We start from the raw sequence: 15774 nt of genomic DNA on the forward strand, positions 1-15774 counted from the left end.
GCGGAAAGCGGGCTGCTGCGAGACGTGCAAACGGGTCGCGAGACCAGCTCGCCAGCGCCTTGCGAAGGAGGCGCCGGCAGGCGTGATTAACGCGAGTACAGTTCGACGACCATCGATTCGTTGATGTCGCGAGCGACGTCAGCGCGATCGGGGACCGACTTGAACGTACCGGTCAGCTTGGTCGCGTCGACTTCCACCCACTGGGGGATGCCGATGCTGGTAGCCAGGTCGAGCGATTCCTTGATACGGCCTTGCTTCTTGGCCTTTTCACGGATCGAGACGACGTCGCCAGCCTTGACCAGCATCGAAGCGATGTCGGCGGTGTGGCCGTTCAGTTCGATGGCGCGGTGGCTCACCAGCTGGCGAGCTTCAGCGCGGGTCGAACCGAAGCCCATGCGGTAGACGACGTTGTCCAGGCGCGATTCCAGCAGCTGGATCAGCGTTTCGCCGGTGTTGCCACGGCGACGCTCGGCTTCAGCGAAGTACTTGCGGAATTGCTTTTCCAGCACGCCGTACATGCGCTTGAGCTTTTGCTTTTCGCGCAGCTGCAGGCCGTAGTCGGAAGTGCGGGCACCCGAAGTGCGGCCGTGTTGGCCAGGCTTGGAATCCAGCTTGCACTTGGAATCCAGCGAGCGACGGGCGCTCTTCAGGAACAGGTCAGTACCCTCGCGGCGCGAGAGCTTGCATTTGGGTCCAATATAACGTGCCATGTGGATTCCCTTTAGATACGACGACGCTTCGGCGGACGGCAGCCGTTGTGCGGAACGGGCGTGATGTCGGCAATGCTCGAAATCTTGATGCCCAGCGCGTTCAGAGCGCGAACGGAGGATTCGCGGCCAGGACCGGGGCCCTTGATGCGAACTTCCAGCGTCTTGATGCCGTATTCCAGCGCAACGCGGCCAGCCGTTTCAGCAGCAACCTGCGCGGCGAACGGGGTCGACTTACGCGAACCCTTGAAGCCAGCACCGCCCGAAGTGGCCCACGACAAAGCGTTGCCCTGACGGTCGGTGATGGTGATGATGGTGTTGTTGAACGAAGCGTGAACGTGCGCGATGCCGTCCGAGACGTTCTTCTTGACCTTTTTGCGCACGCGCGAAGCGCCGCTGGTGGAAGCTTTCGCCATAATCCAGTTCCTCGATTATTTCTTCAGGGACGCAGCAGCACGACGCGGGCCCTTGCGGGTCCGGGCGTTGGTGCGAGTGCGCTGGCCGCGCACGGGCAAACCGCGCTTGTGACGCATACCGCGGTAGGTTCCCAGGTCGATCAAACGCTTGATCGAGAGCTGTACTTCACGACGCAGGTCGCCTTCAACCGTGAACAAACCAACATGTTCGCGGACGCGTTCCAATTCAGCGTCGCTCAGATCCTTGACCTTTTTGTCAAAGGGTACGTTTGCCGCTTCGCAAATCTTGCGAGCGCGCGTACGACCGATGCCAAAAATGGCGGTCAGGCCGATCTCGGCGTGCTGTTGCGGCGGAATGTTAATGCCAGCAATACGGGCCATGACTGTTCCTTGAATAAATCCGTTGCGTAGTCGCTAACCCGAGTTAGCCTTGACGCTGCTTGTGACGCGGGTCGGTGCAGATAACGCGCACCACGCCGTGACGTTTGATAACTTTGCAGTTGCGGCAGATCCGCTTAACCGATGCCATTACTTTCATGGTTGACTCCTAATTTTCCGTAATCCGGTTCCGCTCATTTGGAGCGGAAAACTATCCTGGCTCGCGTCAGGTCATAGGGCGTGAGCTCCACTGTGACCTTGTCACCCGGCAGGATCCGGATGTAATGCATACGCATCTTGCCGGAAATATGGCCCAACACCACGTGGCCGTTTTCGAGCTTGACGCGAAATGTCGCGTTCGGGAGGTTCTCAAGAACCTCGCCTTGCATCTGAATGACGTCGTCCTTGGACATTCTTTTGCTTACCGCATCGGCAAACCCGCGCCCTTGAAGTTAGCCTTCTTGAGCAACGAGTCGTACTGGTGAGACATCATGTAGGCCTGAACCTGCGCCATGAAATCCATCGTCACCACCACAATAATCAACAGAGACGTACCACCGAAGTAGAAGGGAACGTTCCAGCGCATCACCAAGAATTCCGGCAACAGGCACACCAACGTGATGTAGATGGCACCTGCGAGCGTCAGACGCATCAGGATCTTGTCGATGTAGCGCGCTGTTTGTTCACCCGGACGAATGCCCGGAACAAACGCACCACTCTTCTTCAGGTTGTCCGCCGTTTCGCGGCTGTTGAACACCAGAGCCGTGTAGAAAAAGCAGAAGAAAATAATCGCGACCGAATACAGCGTGATGTAGAGCGGTTGACGAGGCGACAGGGCCGCAGCCAGGTCGCTAAGCCAGCGCATGTTCTCGCTGCTGGAGAACCAGCTCGTGATCGTTGCCGGGAACAGGATGATCGACGATGCGAAGATCGGCGGAATCACCCCGGCCATGTTCAGCTTCAGCGGCAAATGCGAGCTTTGACCACCGTAGACCTTGTTGCCGACCTGACGCTTGGCGTAGTTCACCGTGATCTTGCGCTGTCCGCGTTCCACGAACACCACAAAAGCGGTAACCAGCACCACCAGAGCCACGATGAACAGTGCGGAAAGCACGGACATCGCGTTGGTGCGGACCAGGTCCAACAGTGCAGCCAGCGCCGCGGGCAGACCCGCAACGATACCTGCGAAGATCAGGATGGAAATCCCGTTGCCAAGACCACGTTCCGTGATTTGCTCACCCAGCCACATGACGAACATGGTGCCAGTGACCAGAGTCACGACGGTCGTAAAGCGGAACAGCATGCCCGGATCGATCACCAGTCCCTGCTGGGACTCCAACGCTACCGAAATGCCCACAGCCTGCACCAGCGCCAGCACGACCGTGCCGTAGCGGGTGTATTGGGTAATCTTCCGACGGCCGGCTTCGCCCTCTTTCTTGAGCGCTTCCAGCGACGGCACCACCACCGACATCAACTGCATGATGATGGATGCCGAAATGTACGGCATGATCCCCAGGGCAAAAATCGAGAAGCGCGAGAGCGCCCCGCCCGAGAACATGTTGAACAGGCCCAGGATCCCGCCCTGGTTCTGACGGAACAAGTCCGCCAGCGCATCCGGGTTGATACCCGGTACGGGGATGTGTGTACCCAAACGGTAAACCACCAGGGCGAGCACCAGGAACACGAGGCGGCGTTTAAGGTCGCCGTACCGTGCTCCGGTTTTGCCCAATGCCTGCGCGTTAGCCACTCGTCACCTCGTGATCAAGCAAGCGAGCCGCCCGCGGCTTCGATGGCGGCGCGAGCGCCGGCCGTCGCGGTAATGCCCTTGAGCACGACCTTGCGCGAGAGTTCACCCGACTTGATGACCTTGGCGTAACGAACCGCCTGGCCAATCACGCCAGCCGCCTTCAGCACTTGCACGTCGACTTCGTCGATGGGCAGGGCTTGCAGGTCCGACAGACGGACTTCGGCGTACAGGTGCTGACCGAGCGGGGTGAAACCACGCTTGGGCAGGCGACGCTGCAGCGGCATTTGACCGCCTTCGAAGCCAACCTTATGGAAACCGCCCGAGCGCGACTTCTGACCCTTGTGGCCACGGCCGGCGGTTTTACCCAGACCCGAACCGATACCACGGCCGACGCGGCGCTTGGCGTGCTTGCTGCCCTCAGCGGGCTTCAGCGAATTAAGTTGCATATCCGACATGGTGATTCCTTAGGCTTCCGAGACGGAAACGAGATAATCCACCTTACGGATCATCCCACGCACCTCGGGCGTATCGACCAGCACGCGGCTGCTGTTGATGCGGCCCAAGCCCAAACCGCGAACCGTGTCACGGTGCGATTGCTTGGTACCGATCACGGAGCGCACGAGGGTCACTTTGATCTGCTTCTGAGCCATGATTTACCCCAGGATTTCTTCGACGGTCTTGCCGCGCTTGGCAGCAACATCCGCCGGGGTCAGGGAGGCGCGCAGGCCATTCAACGTGGCGCGAACCATGTTGTAGGGGTTGCTCGAGCCCAGGCTCTTGGCAACCACGTTACGCACACCCATCACTTCGAAAATAGCGCGCATCGGGCCGCCGGCGATAACGCCAGTACCTTCAGCAGCGGGCGAGATCAGCACGGTAGCGGCGCCATGCTTGCCGACCACGGTGTGGTGCAGCGTGCCGTTCTTCAGAGCCACCTTGAACATGCCGCGACGGGCCTGTTCCATAGCCTTCTGAACGGACACCGGCACTTCACGCGCCTTGCCCTTGCCCATGCCGACGCGGCCATCGCCATCGCCAACCACGGTCAGCGCGGCAAAGCTCATGGTGCGACCACCCTTGACCACTTTGCTCACGCGGTTGACCGCGATCATCTTTTCGCGGAGGCCGTCATCGTTCTCTTTTTCCGCGGCGTTCTTGCCTTGTACTTTAGCCATTTGACAGATCCTCGCTTAGAACTTCAGGCCGGCTTCACGCGCGGCATCGGCCAGCGCTTTCACGCGGCCATGGTAACGAAAGCCCGAGCGATCGAAAGCGACCAGTTCGATACCGGCAGCCTTGGCCTTTTCGGCCACGCGCTTGCCAACCAGCGAAGCAGCGGCCTTGTTGCCGCCCTGGCCGGTTTGGCCGGCCAGTTGCGCACGCACTTCGGCTTCCACCGTCGAGGCGCTGACCAGAACGCGATCGCCTTCCGGCGAAATGATATTGGCGTAGATGTGCTGGTTCGAGCGGAAGATCGAGAGGCGGTGAACGCGCAGCTCGTTGATCTTCCGGCGGGTCGGAACCGCACGACGCAAACGGGAAACTTTTTTGTCCATGATTCGTCCTTGCGTGCGCCGTTATTTCTTCTTGGTTTCTTTGATGACGACGCGTTCGTCCGAGTAACGCACACCCTTGCCCTTGTAGGGTTCGGGTTCGCGGTACGCGCGGATTTCAGCGGCCACCTGACCGACGACTTGCTTGTTGGAGCCCTTGATGACGATTTCCGTCTGGGTGGGGCATTCGGCCTTGATACCGGCCGGCAACTGGTGCAAAACGTCGTGCGAGAAACCGAGCTGCAGCTTAACGGCGTCGCCTTGAATCGAGGCGCGGTAACCCACGCCAACCAGATTCAGCTTGCGCTCGAATCCCTTGCTCACGCCGTTGACCATGTTGGCCACCAGCGCGCGCACGGTACCCGACATGGCGTTGGCGTGACGGGTTTCGTTGGCGGCGACAAACGTGAGTTTGCCGTTGTCCAACTCAACCGTGACGTCGCCAGTCAGGGCTTGGGTCAAGGAACCCAGCGGGCCCTTGACAGTGATCTGATCCTGCTTGATGTCAGCTTCGACACCCTTGGGCAGTTCGACCGGATACTTAGCGATACGTGACATTCGAATTTCTCCTTAGGCCACGTAGCACAGCACTTCGCCGCCGACGCCGTTGGCGCGAGCCTTACGGTCGGTCATCACGCCGCGCGAGGTCGAAACGATAGCCACGCCCAGGCCGTTCATGACCTGAGGAATGCTGGTACGGCCCTTGTAGATACGCAGACCAGGGCGCGAGACGCGTTCGATGCGCTCGATAACCGGACGGCCAGCGTAGTACTTCAGGGTGATCTCGAGCTCAGGCTTGGCCTGGGTGCCCTTGATTTCAAAGCTGTCGATGTAGCCTTCGTCTTTCAGCACAGCGGCAATAGCCGCCTTCAGCTTCGAGGAGGGCATGCTCACCGTAACTTTGTCCACTTGCTGCGCATTGCGAATGCGGGTCAGCATATCGGCGATGGGATCGCTCATGCTCATATTGTTTCTCCTACCAGCTGGCCTTGGTGATGCCGGGGATTTCGCCCTTCATCGCCATTTCACGCAGTTTGTGGCGCGTCAGGCCGAACTTGCGGAACACACCGCGCGGACGACCGGTGACCACGCAACGGTTACGTTGACGCGTCGGGTTGGCATTGCGCGGCAGCTGTTGCAGCTTGAGCCGAGCTTGGTAACGTTCTTCGTCGGTCTTCGACTGGTCGTCGATGATCGACTTCAACTCAGCGCGCTTGGCAGCGAACTTGTCAGCCAGCTTGGCGCGCTTGATGTCGCGATTGATGAGGGAAAGTTTAGCCACGTCATCAGCCCCTTAGTTACGGAACGGGAAGCTGAAGGCCGTCAACAGCGCCTTGGCTTCTTCGTCGGTCTTCGCGGAGGTGGTGATGCTGATGTTCAGCCCACGCAGCGCGTCGATCTTGTCGTACTCGATTTCGGGGAAAATGATCTGCTCTTTCACCCCGATGTTGTAGTTGCCACGGCCGTCGAACGCACGACCCGAGATACCGCGGAAGTCGCGCACGCGAGGCAGCGCAACCGCCACCAGGCGATCCAGGAATTCGTACATGCGTTGACCACGCAGCGTGACCATGCAACCAATCGGGTAGTTTTCGCGGATCTTGAAACCGGCGATAGCCTTCTTGGTCTTGGTGATGACCGGCTTTTGGCCAGCGATCTTGGTCAGGTCACCCACAGCGTGTTCGATGACCTTCTTGTCGGCGACGGCTTCCGAGACACCCATGTTCAGGGTGATCTTGGTGATGCGCGGCACTTCCATGACGCTCTTGTAGCCGAACTTGGCCTGCAGGTCGCCAGCGACCTTGCTCTTGTAGAAATCTTGCAAACGAGACATGTCTTTCGCCCCTTACGCCTTGGCGCCGACAACGGCACCATTGGAACGGAACACGCGAACCTTGCGGCCTTCGACTTCTTGCACGCCGACGCGGTCGCCACGACCGGTAGCGGGGTTGAAGAGCGCCACATTCGAGATGTGGATCGGCATGGTCTTTTCGACGATGCCACCCGGGTTGTTGGCCATCGGGTTTGCTTTCACGTGCTTCTTGACGACGTTGACGCCTTCGACCAGGACGTGGTCGGCATCAACGCGGGCTAGCACGGTACCGCGACGCTTCTTGTCGCGGCCGGTCAGGACGATGACTTCGTCGCCTTTACGAATGTTGTTCATCGTAGGGCTCCTTACAGCACTTCCGGGGCCAGCGACACGATCTTCATGAACTTCTCGGTACGCAGTTCACGCGTAACGGGTCCGAAGATGCGGGTGCCGATGGGCTCCAGCTTGGCGTTGAGCAACACGGCGGCATTGCCACCGAAACGAATCAGCGAACCGTCTTTACGGCGCACGCCCTTGGCGGTACGAACCACCACGGCATTGTAAATTTCGCCTTTCTTGACGCGTCCGCGCGGAGCCGCATCTTTGACGCTCACCTTGATGATGTCGCCGATACCGGCATAACGGCGCTTGGAGCCACCGAGCACCTTAATGCACATGACATGACGCGCACCAGTGTTATCGGCCACGTCCAGCGTGGTCTGCATTTGGATCATGATTTTTCCTGTTCCAACTTAACTGGAAATACGGTTTTCCCCAAAAAAGGGAACACTGCAATTCCTGCCAGTTTTGGTCCCGTCAGGTCAGCCGCCCTGCTTTATTGTTGGCTGGTGCTTCGAGCTTTCGCTTCAAAGACCATCAACTGGTGGCAACGCAACGACCCTGGGTTGAAATCCTGCGGGTATTCCCCCAACACGTTGGCCCGGGCTAGTCCTGGCCAATCGACAATCTGGGAAAGCTGACCATTCTAGCGTGGTTAGATTTTGAGCGCAAGCCCTTTGTTGAGTTAGTGAGCAAATACACGACAGCGCCTGTGGAAAACTCGACACAGACGGGCACTTCCGAAGGCCCGTCCAGGCCGCGATACGAGGGGATTCAATCTGCCCCCGTTTTATCCCGGTAGTAGTTTCGCTCCCAGGCGTCGTGGTTGGCCTTGCCGCGGCGGATTTCGTCGGTGAACGGCGCGGCCATCAGCACCAGCCGGTTGAGCCAGCGTATCGGCACCCGACAGGGCCGTTCGAAATCGACGAACAGGACGGCTCGTGTGCCCGCAGTGTCGTTGTGCACCTGGTGGGGGTACAGGTCGTCGAACACCACGGCCTCGCCCTCTTTCCAGCAGTAGCGCTCGCCGCCGACCTCGATCCAGCATCGATCGGCCGGCTCGGGCACCACCAGCCCCAGGTGCAGGCGCAACACGCCGTTGTAGGGGCCAGTGTGCAAAGGGATGCGCTTGCCTGGTTCCAGAATGGAATAGAACGCGGTGCGCAGGCCCGGAATGCCCTGCAGCGCCCGGGCCGTGGCCGGGCAGCGCGCCAGATTGCGCTCGGATCGCAGCCCGTAGCCCATGAAGACGAAAGTCTTCCACTGGTCATCGGACGTGATCATGCCGACATCGGGGGACAGTTCATGGAAGGACGGCAGCTGCTGGCGCTCGGCCAACAGGGCCACCAGCTCGGCGCGAATGGCGGGTGCCTGGGCCTCAAGGGCGGCCACCCAGGGGAACTGGCTGTTCTTGAAGATGGGATGGTCACCCACCAGGGACGCCAGCGCGATCCGGTGGCGCAACCAATCTATGAAACGGAAGAAAACACGGGAATAGACACTGGGCTGGCTCGGCGGACGCGTATCGACGGGTTGCACAATAGGTATCTATATAGACAGCCAAAGATGCACCATTTTGTCGACGGTGCCCGTTGCACGCAAGTGCCGGCCATTGGCTCCTAGGCGGCCGCCGGAATTGGACCTCCCCGCGGCCGGCAAGCTGGTTTAGACTGGCATGGGCGACTGCGATCGCTACCCACTCCTATTTCGCAAGGAAAGACAGGCATGTATGAACAGTTGGCGCTGTATATCGACGGCGAATTCGTTGCCGGCGAGGGCAGGCGCACCCAGGACGTCATCAACCCGGCCACGCTGGAAGTGCTCGGCCAGCTGCCCCACGCCACCGAAGCGGATCTGGATCGCGCGCTAGCCGCCGCCCAGCGCGCGTTCGAATCCTGGAAGAAGTCTTCTCCCATGGATCGTTCCGCCATCCTGCGCAAGGTCGCCACGCTGTCGCGCGAACGCGCCAAGGAAATCGGCCGCAACATGACGCTGGACCAGGGCAAGCCCCTGGCCGAAGCCGTCGGCGAAGTCACTTCCTGCGCCGAGCACGCCGACTGGCACGCCGAGGAATGCCGCCGCATCTACGGCCGCGTGATTCAGCCGCGCAACCCCGACGTGCGCCAGATCGTCGTGCGCGAACCCATCGGCGTCTGCGCCGCGTTCACGCCCTGGAACTTCCCGTACAACCAGGCCATCCGCAAGATCGCCGCCGCGCTCGGCGCCGGTTGCACGGTGGTGCTCAAGGGTCCGGAAGACTCGCCCAGCGCCGTCATGGCCATCGCCCGCATGTTCCACGACGCCGGCCTGCCCAAGGGCTGCCTGAACATCGTCTGGGGCGAGCCCGCCAAGATTTCCGACTACCTGATCCGCTCGCCCATCGTGCGCAAGGTTTCGTTCACCGGTTCCGTGCCGGTGGGCAAGCAGCTGGCCGCGCTGGCCGGTGCGCACATGAAGCGCGTCACGATGGAACTGGGCGGCCATTCGCCCGTGCTGGTGTTCGACGACGCCGACATCGATCGCGCCGCCACCATGCTGGCCAAGTTCAAGGTCCGCAACGCTGGCCAGGTCTGCGTGTCGCCCACCCGCTTCTACGTGCAGAACGGCGCCTACGAACAGTTCCTGGCGCGCTTCACCGACGTGCTCAAGAACATCAAGGTCGGCGACGGCCTGGAAGCCGGCACCGACATGGGCCCGCTGGCCCACGAGCGCCGCGTGCCCGCCATGAGCGCCTTCATCGACGACGCCAAGAAGCACGGCGGCAAGGTGGTGGTCGGCGGCGGCCCGCTGGACCGCAAGGGCTTCTTCTTCGCCCCCACGGTCGTGACCGACCTGCCCGACAACTCCATGCTGATGACCGAAGAACCCTTCGGCCCGGTCGCGCCGGTGGTCCGCTTCACCGACACCGATGAAGTGCTGGCGCGCGCCAACAGCCTGCCGTTCGGCCTGTCGTCCTACGTGTTCACCAACTCGCTGCAGACCGCTACCAAGGTCTCCAACGGCCTGGAAGCCGGCATGGTCAACATCAACCATTTCGGCAGCGCCCTGGCCGAGACGCCCTTCGGCGGCATCAAGGACAGCGGCATCGGCAGCGAAGGCGGCCTCGAAACGTTCGATGGCTACCTGGTCACGAAGTTCATCACGCACGTCTGACCCAAGCGCCCTCTCGCAAAAAGCCCCGCAAGGGGCTTTTTTTTCGCCCGTCACCCAAGGCGACGCGGACCGTTTTGGCGCCATTCTTTCATCACGCTGTCATCCTGAACCCCCAGGATTGCGCCTCGCTCGAGGGCGCGACTTCCCAGGAACGGGGAAACAGTCGCCTGAAGAAAAACGTGTTCCGAAAGAGAGAGAAGCACAATGAACCGATATCAACGTTTCGCCCGCTCCGCGGGCGCGATGGCGCTCATGGCCTTGCTGGCCGCCTGCGGCGGCGACAAGGATGATGACGACAACGGCAGCAAGCCGCCCGTTGCCGAGACGCCCGCCACCCCGCAGCCGCCCGCCCCCGTGCAGGTCGCCTTCATGCCGGACATCCACTTCCATGACATCTATGCGGATTTCAAGGATGGTTCGTTCCCGGGCATTCCCAATCCCAAGCGTGGCGACAACGCCACCATCCGCACGATGTATGCCCAGCTGACGTCGACGCGGCTGTTCAACGAAAACTACTTTGCCTTCCTGGCGGCGCTGGATGATGCGGCAACGCGCGGTGTGAAGTACATCGCCCTGCCCGGCGACTTCTCGGACGACGGCCAGCCGGTGCACATGCGCGGCCTGGTCAAGGTGATGGACGAGTACGCCGCCAAGTACGGCATCCAGTTCTTCGCCGCCCCCGGCAACCACGATCCGGTGCGCCCCTTCAACCAGGCCAACGGCAAGAGCGACTACCTGGGCCTGGACCCGGTCACCGGCGCCATCGGCTTCTCGCAGCCCATCTACAGCCGCGGCGGCAACGCCGCCTGCAGCACGCCCTATGCCGGCGACTGGGCCCGCGTGGGCGACACTTACTGCACCGAGGAAGTGCTGCACATGGGCTATGCGGGCATCACCGACGCCCTCGCCCAGCACGGCTTCATGCCCAAGCCGCAGTATGTGTATTACGAAACCCCGTACAGCACCTACAAGTACGAGGACTACAACTACAACACCGCGCTGTCGCAGGCCGGGTGGATCAATCGCCAGTACGAAATCTGCGCCCAGGGCACGGGCGGCCCCAACAAGCCGTCGAACTACACCCTGTGCAAGATGGTGCCGGATACGTCCTACGTGGTCGAACCCGTCAAGGGCGTGTGGCTGGTCGGCCTGGATGCCAACGTCTACGTGCCGACGGGTACGGGCCCGAATGATTTCACGGGTTCGGGCGACCAGGGCTACAACAAGATGCTCACGCACAAGTCCCACGTCATCAAGTGGCTGGCCGATGTGGTGGCCCGCGGCAAGGCGCAGGGCAAGCAGGTGATCGCGTTCAGCCATTTCCCGATGACGGAATTCTTCAACGGCGCCTCGGACGACATCGAAGCGCTGCTGGGTGCCAACAAGATGCAGATGGTGCGCCGCCCGGCGGAGAACACCACCCGCGCGCTGGCCGAGACCGGTTTGAAGATCCACGTGGGCGGCCACATGCATTTCAATGACATGGCGGTCCGCACGTATGGCGGCGACAAGGCGCTGTTCAACATCCAGGCGCCGTCCATGGCCGCCTACGTGCCGGCCTACAAGATCATGACGATGCAAAGCGCCAGCGAGATCGAGGTCAAGACGATTCGCCTGGACAAGGTGCCGCGCTTCGATGAGCTGTTCGACCTGTACCGCGCCGAGAACGCGTATGACGTGCCGCCGCGCTGGAACGTGTCCATCCTGGACGCCAAGGACTACGGCGACTTCAACTATCGCTACATGAGCGAATTGGTGCGCCTGCGCCTGCTCAACGACGACTGGCGCTGCGAAATGCGCGAGCTGGTCAAGAGCCCCCTGACCGGCGCCGACATGCTCGTGCTGTCGCAACTGCGCACCACGGTGACGCTGGCCGAACTGAAGAACACCGGTGACCAGAACAAGCTGACGCCCGAGTTCTTCAACTGCCTGTACACCGCCGGTGGCGCCAGTGCCAGCAACCCCGCCTACGCCGCGGACCTGGCCGATGCCCAGAACCGCGCACAGGCCCTGGCCCAGGCGCATGGCATGCAATTGGCCGACTTCGGCAAGTGGCAGGCGCTGGACCTGGCGGGCGACTTCGTGCGCCTGGCCAATGCCGGTGACCTGGCCTATGCCGACATCCCGGCCCAGCGCGCCAGCCAATACAAGCTGCTGGCCCAGGCACTGAGCCAGACCAACGCCGGCCTGCAGCTCAACGGTGACCGCGTCAGCGACGCGAACACGCTGGCCGACATGTACAAGGCGCGCTTCAAGCCGCTGATGGCGATCATGTTGAAGTTGGCCGACGGCCTGCCGTCCGAGCACATCCTCGTTGACCTCAAGAGCAACACCGTGGTCAATCTGTCGACCCAGCCCTCGCCCTTCTAAGGGCGGTGCCCGGCCTGGCGCCGGAGACGACAAGGCCCGCGCAAGCGGGCCTTTTTTTGCGCTGTCGTACCGCCCCCGGTCTAGCCGCGTGCGCGCCACTCGCGCGGCGACACGCCAAAGCGCTGCTTGAAAAGCCGGCTGAAATGCGAGGGATGCGCGAAACCGGCCTGGTAGGCCAATTCGGCGATACCGCGGTGACGCTGCGCCGGATTCAACAGCAATTCACGACAGCGCTCCAGGCGTTGGTCAAACACGAAGCTTTCCACGGATAGGTCGCCTGCCTGGAAGATGCGGTGCAGATAAGCCACCGACACGCCACAGCCCTGCGCCACCCGCTGAGGTGTCAGCGCCGGGTCGGCAAGATGCTGGCGGATGTAGGCCATGGCCCGTTGCCGGTGCGCCATGGTGACGCTGCTGTCCGATGCCGACGCATGGCCCTGCCCCGGCTGCACCACGAACAGCACGATCAGGTCGATCAGCCGTTCGCCCAGTTCGGCCGCTTCGGCTGCCGTCCAGCCATCCAGGCCCTTGAACAGGTGGTCCATATAGCTGGCCAGCATCGCCCCCCTTGGCGAGCCGTCATCGACGCGCAGCTTGTAGAACGGGCCGATGCGAGAATCGCGCTGCGACAGCGCGCTGCGCGGAAACGACACGCTCAGGCTGCGGTAGCCGTCGGCGCCCAGGGCGGTGGCCTGATAAGGCAGGCTCTGGTTCATCAGGTAGACGCAACCCGGCTCGACCTGGAATTCACGCCCCTGCTGCACCACCGCCAACGGCCCGGTCAAAGGCAGGCCGAAGGTATAGAACTCCTGGTCCAGCCGCGACACATTGCCGGCGGTGCGCTCAATCTTCTGTCCCTGATAGTGCAGGTCATTGAACTGCAAGGCGGCCCGCCGCACGTAGCGCACGTGCCCGGCAAAACGGCCGCCCTGGCCGTGATGCACCTCGAACGGCCCGAAGGCGTCGGACAGGGCCGCGCGCCATTGCTCGTGGCGCTCGGCGCCGGCACTGGCCGAAATGGCAAATTCCGTATCGGGCATGGCGCGGTCTCCTGGTTCGCGGGGGCTGGACGCTTGTGATCCTGCGTCTACATATTCTTGACTCACCCTGCCGCGGGCGGTCTGGCGCATTGTGGCCGCGCCGGGGGCAAGTCTATATTCAGCCCGATAAGCATACAACCTGGACAACCCGGGAGGAGACTCATGGCTAACGCGCCGGCACAGGCCGCCCGCCACGCCCCGGCTTCGCGCTACCTGCGCTGCGAAGGCCGCGAGCTGCATTACACCGAGTGGGGCGCCCCCGATGCCCCTGCGCTCATCATGTGGCACGGCCTGGCCAGGACTGGTCGTGACTTCGATGAGTTGGCGCAGGCGCTGGCGGGCGACTACCGCATCATCTGCCCCGACACGATCGGCCGCGGCCTGTCTCAATGGAGCCCGGACCCGGTCGCGGAATACCAGCTTGGGTTCTACGCCCGGCTGGCGCGCGCCCTGCTCGATGGCCTGGCGCTGACGCGCGTGCGTTGGGTCGGCACGTCGATGGGCGGCGCCACCGGCATGCTTGCGGCCGCCACTACGCTCAAAGGGCGCGTCTCGCACCTGGTGGTCAACGATATCGGCCCGACGTTGCCGCAGCCGGCCATCGCACGCATCCTGGCCTATGCCGGCAACCCGCCCGCCTTCGATACCGTCACGGAACTCGAGACCTGGCTGCGCGCCGCCTACAAGCCTTATGGCTGGCAGAGCGACGAGCAATGGCGCCGCATGGCCGAGACATCGGTACGCCGGCTGCCCGATGGGCGCGTCACCGCGCACTACGACCCGGCGATTGTCGGGCAGTTCAGCCATCACCCCACCGACTACGAGCGCTGGACGGAATACGACAGCCTGGATATGCCGCTGCTGTTATTGCGCGGCGCCGATTCCGACCTGTTGCTGCCCGAGGTCGCCCATGCCATGACCCAGCGCGGACCGCGCGCAGAACGCATCGACTTCCCCGATTGCGGTCACGCTCCTGCCCTGAATGTCGCGCCGCAGATCGACGCGATCCGCCGCTTTCTCGCCACCTCGGCCGCCATCAGCGCCGCCGGCAATCAGTAGAACAAGGAGACTCCCATGAAACGCTTATTGCTCGCCACGCTGGTCGGCCTGTGCCTGAGTTCGGCCGCCGCGGCCAAGGATTTCGTCGTGGCGCACGTCTACGACAAGACGGGCCCGCTGGAAGCCTACGCCAAGCAGACCCACAACGGCCTGATGCTGGGCCTGGAATACGCCACTCAGGGCAGCATGACGGTGGCCGGCCGCAAGATCCGCGTCATCGAAAAGGACAACCAGGGCAAGCCGGATGTCGCGCGCGCCCAACTCGCGTCCGCGTATGCCGACGATAACGCCGACATCGCCGTGGGACCCACGTCGTCCGGCGTGGCACTGGCCATGCTGCCCATCGCCGAAGAATACGAAAAGATCCTGCTGGTCGAGCCCGCCGTCGCCGATTCGATCACGGGCGACAAGTGGAACAAGTACATCTTCCGCACCGGCCGCAATTCGTCTCAGGACGCCATCGCCAACGCGGTCGCCTTCGACCAGGCGGGCACGTCCATCGCCATGCTGGCGCAGGACTACGCGTTCGGCCGCGACGGCGTCAAGGCCTTCAAGGGCGCGCTCAAGCAGGCCAAGATCGTGCACGAGGAATACCTGCCGGCCAATGCCACCGACTTCACGGCGGGCGCCCAGCGCCTGTTCGATGCGCTGAAAGACAAGCCCGGCCGCAAGATCATCTTCATCCTTTGGGCAGGCGCCGGCAATCCGTTCAAGATCGCCGACCTGGACCCCAAGCGCTTCGGCATTGAAATCGCCACGGGCGGCAACACGCTGGCCGCGATGACGCCGCTCAAGCCGCTGGCCGGCATGGAAGGCGCCACTTATTACTACTACGGCATTCCGAAGAATCCGGTCAACGACTGGCTGGTAGCCGAACACCAGAAGCGCTTCGGCCAGCCGCCGGACTTCTTCACCGCAGGCGGTATGTCGGCCGGCATCGCCCTGGTGGCCGCGCTGAACAAGACGGCGGGCAATTCGGATACCGACACGCTCATCAAGGCGATGGAAGGCATGAGCTTCGACACGCCCAAGGGCAAGATGACCTTCCGTCCGGAAGACCACCAGGCCATGCAGTCGATGTACCACTTCCGCATCAAGAATGATCCCTCCGTGCCGTGGGCGGTGCAGGACCTGGTCAAGGAAATCACGCCCGACCAGATGGCCGTGCCGATCCAGAACAAACGCTGAGCCTCGCCTTC

At 62.2% G+C, this 15774-nt stretch carries 22 protein-coding genes; 4 read left to right on the top strand and 18 right to left on the bottom strand.

Annotation, left to right across the window (positions count from 1 at the left end; translation table 11 throughout):
• Nucleotides 1–86: 86 nt before the first annotated feature.
• The 17 genes from rpsD to HV798_RS07830 all read right to left on the bottom strand — a co-directional run bounded on the left by rpsD (nt 87) and on the right by HV798_RS07830 (nt 8492).
• Nucleotides 87–710: a 30S ribosomal protein S4 gene (gene rpsD / locus HV798_RS07750; protein WP_006216515.1), complete on the bottom strand. Its 624-nt coding sequence runs from the start codon at nt 708–710 to the stop codon at nt 87–89.
• Nucleotides 711–721: 11 nt separating this feature from the next.
• Complete coding sequence (gene rpsK, locus HV798_RS07755) at nt 722–1123, bottom strand: 30S ribosomal protein S11 (protein ID WP_006216516.1); 402 nt, start codon at nt 1121–1123, stop codon at nt 722–724.
• 15 nt (nt 1124–1138) lie between these two features.
• On the bottom strand, nt 1139–1504 hold the full coding sequence (gene rpsM, locus HV798_RS07760; RefSeq protein WP_008168996.1) for a 30S ribosomal protein S13: 366 nt from the start codon (nt 1502–1504) through the stop codon (nt 1139–1141).
• A gap of 43 nt (nt 1505–1547) precedes the next feature.
• Nucleotides 1548–1661, bottom strand: a complete 114-nt coding sequence (gene rpmJ, locus HV798_RS07765) for a 50S ribosomal protein L36 (protein ID WP_003806928.1) — start codon at nt 1659–1661, stop codon at nt 1548–1550.
• Nucleotides 1662–1695: 34 nt separating this feature from the next.
• Nucleotides 1696–1914: a translation initiation factor IF-1 gene (gene infA, locus HV798_RS07770; RefSeq protein WP_003806927.1), complete on the bottom strand. Its 219-nt coding sequence runs from the start codon at nt 1912–1914 to the stop codon at nt 1696–1698.
• A gap of 8 nt (nt 1915–1922) precedes the next feature.
• Complete coding sequence (secY, locus tag HV798_RS07775) at nt 1923–3248, bottom strand: preprotein translocase subunit SecY (protein ID WP_025136326.1); 1326 nt, start codon at nt 3246–3248, stop codon at nt 1923–1925.
• A gap of 14 nt (nt 3249–3262) precedes the next feature.
• Nucleotides 3263–3703, bottom strand: coding sequence for a 50S ribosomal protein L15 (gene rplO, locus HV798_RS07780; protein ID WP_043541568.1), 441 nt, complete (start codon nt 3701–3703; stop codon nt 3263–3265).
• Between the two features lie 9 nt (nt 3704–3712).
• Nucleotides 3713–3898: a 50S ribosomal protein L30 gene (gene rpmD / locus HV798_RS07785; protein WP_006216520.1), complete on the bottom strand. Its 186-nt coding sequence runs from the start codon at nt 3896–3898 to the stop codon at nt 3713–3715.
• Between the two features lie 3 nt (nt 3899–3901).
• Nucleotides 3902–4423 carry a 30S ribosomal protein S5 gene (gene rpsE / locus HV798_RS07790; protein WP_006389628.1) on the bottom strand — a complete coding sequence of 174 codons (522 nt, stop codon included), beginning with the start codon at nt 4421–4423 and terminating at the stop codon, nt 3902–3904.
• A gap of 15 nt (nt 4424–4438) precedes the next feature.
• A complete protein-coding gene (rplR, locus tag HV798_RS07795) occupies nt 4439–4804 on the bottom strand; it encodes a 50S ribosomal protein L18 (RefSeq protein ID WP_013397004.1) in 366 nt (121 codons plus the stop codon).
• A 21-nt stretch (nt 4805–4825) separates the two neighbouring features.
• Nucleotides 4826–5359 carry a 50S ribosomal protein L6 gene (gene rplF / locus HV798_RS07800; RefSeq protein WP_175192366.1) on the bottom strand — a complete coding sequence of 178 codons (534 nt, stop codon included), beginning with the start codon at nt 5357–5359 and terminating at the stop codon, nt 4826–4828.
• Between the two features lie 12 nt (nt 5360–5371).
• Complete coding sequence (gene rpsH / locus HV798_RS07805) at nt 5372–5767, bottom strand: 30S ribosomal protein S8 (protein WP_006216525.1); 396 nt, start codon at nt 5765–5767, stop codon at nt 5372–5374.
• Nucleotides 5768–5777: 10 nt separating this feature from the next.
• Complete coding sequence (gene rpsN, locus HV798_RS07810; RefSeq protein ID WP_006227037.1) at nt 5778–6083, bottom strand: 30S ribosomal protein S14; 306 nt, start codon at nt 6081–6083, stop codon at nt 5778–5780.
• Between the two features lie 12 nt (nt 6084–6095).
• Complete coding sequence (rplE, locus tag HV798_RS07815; protein WP_025136330.1) at nt 6096–6635, bottom strand: 50S ribosomal protein L5; 540 nt, start codon at nt 6633–6635, stop codon at nt 6096–6098.
• Between the two features lie 12 nt (nt 6636–6647).
• On the bottom strand, nt 6648–6968 hold the full coding sequence (gene rplX / locus HV798_RS07820) for a 50S ribosomal protein L24 (protein ID WP_006389623.1): 321 nt from the start codon (nt 6966–6968) through the stop codon (nt 6648–6650).
• Between the two features lie 11 nt (nt 6969–6979).
• Nucleotides 6980–7348: a 50S ribosomal protein L14 gene (gene rplN, locus HV798_RS07825; protein ID WP_006216531.1), complete on the bottom strand. Its 369-nt coding sequence runs from the start codon at nt 7346–7348 to the stop codon at nt 6980–6982.
• A gap of 379 nt (nt 7349–7727) precedes the next feature.
• Nucleotides 7728–8492 (bottom strand): aspartyl/asparaginyl beta-hydroxylase domain-containing protein, encoded by a 765-nt coding sequence (locus HV798_RS07830; protein ID WP_175192365.1) that lies wholly within the window; start codon nt 8490–8492, stop codon nt 7728–7730.
• 186 nt (nt 8493–8678) lie between these two features.
• Here HV798_RS07830 and HV798_RS07835 point away from each other — a divergent pair, with 186 nt between their 5' ends.
• Nucleotides 8679–10106 (top strand): NAD-dependent succinate-semialdehyde dehydrogenase, encoded by a 1428-nt coding sequence (locus HV798_RS07835; protein WP_175192364.1) that lies wholly within the window; start codon nt 8679–8681, stop codon nt 10104–10106.
• Nucleotides 10107–10310: 204 nt separating this feature from the next.
• Entirely contained in the window at nt 10311–12476 is a 2166-nt protein-coding gene (locus HV798_RS07840) for a metallophosphoesterase (protein WP_175192363.1), read from the top strand.
• 80 nt (nt 12477–12556) lie between these two features.
• On the opposite strand, the gene HV798_RS07845 is transcribed toward HV798_RS07840, so the two are convergent.
• Nucleotides 12557–13516 (bottom strand): AraC-like ligand-binding domain-containing protein, encoded by a 960-nt coding sequence (locus HV798_RS07845; RefSeq protein ID WP_175192362.1) that lies wholly within the window; start codon nt 13514–13516, stop codon nt 12557–12559.
• A 162-nt stretch (nt 13517–13678) separates the two neighbouring features.
• Between HV798_RS07845 and HV798_RS07850 the strand changes: the two genes are divergently transcribed.
• Both HV798_RS07850 and HV798_RS07855 read left to right on the top strand, forming a co-directional pair.
• A complete protein-coding gene (locus tag HV798_RS07850) occupies nt 13679–14575 on the top strand; it encodes an alpha/beta fold hydrolase (RefSeq protein ID WP_175192361.1) in 897 nt (298 codons plus the stop codon).
• A gap of 15 nt (nt 14576–14590) precedes the next feature.
• A complete protein-coding gene (locus HV798_RS07855; protein ID WP_175192360.1) occupies nt 14591–15763 on the top strand; it encodes a substrate-binding domain-containing protein in 1173 nt (390 codons plus the stop codon).
• The last annotated feature ends 11 nt before the right edge of the window (nt 15764–15774 follow it).

The sequence above is a fragment of the Achromobacter deleyi genome, assembly GCF_902859705.1.
GTDB lineage: Bacteria > Pseudomonadota > Gammaproteobacteria > Burkholderiales > Burkholderiaceae_B > Achromobacter > Achromobacter deleyi.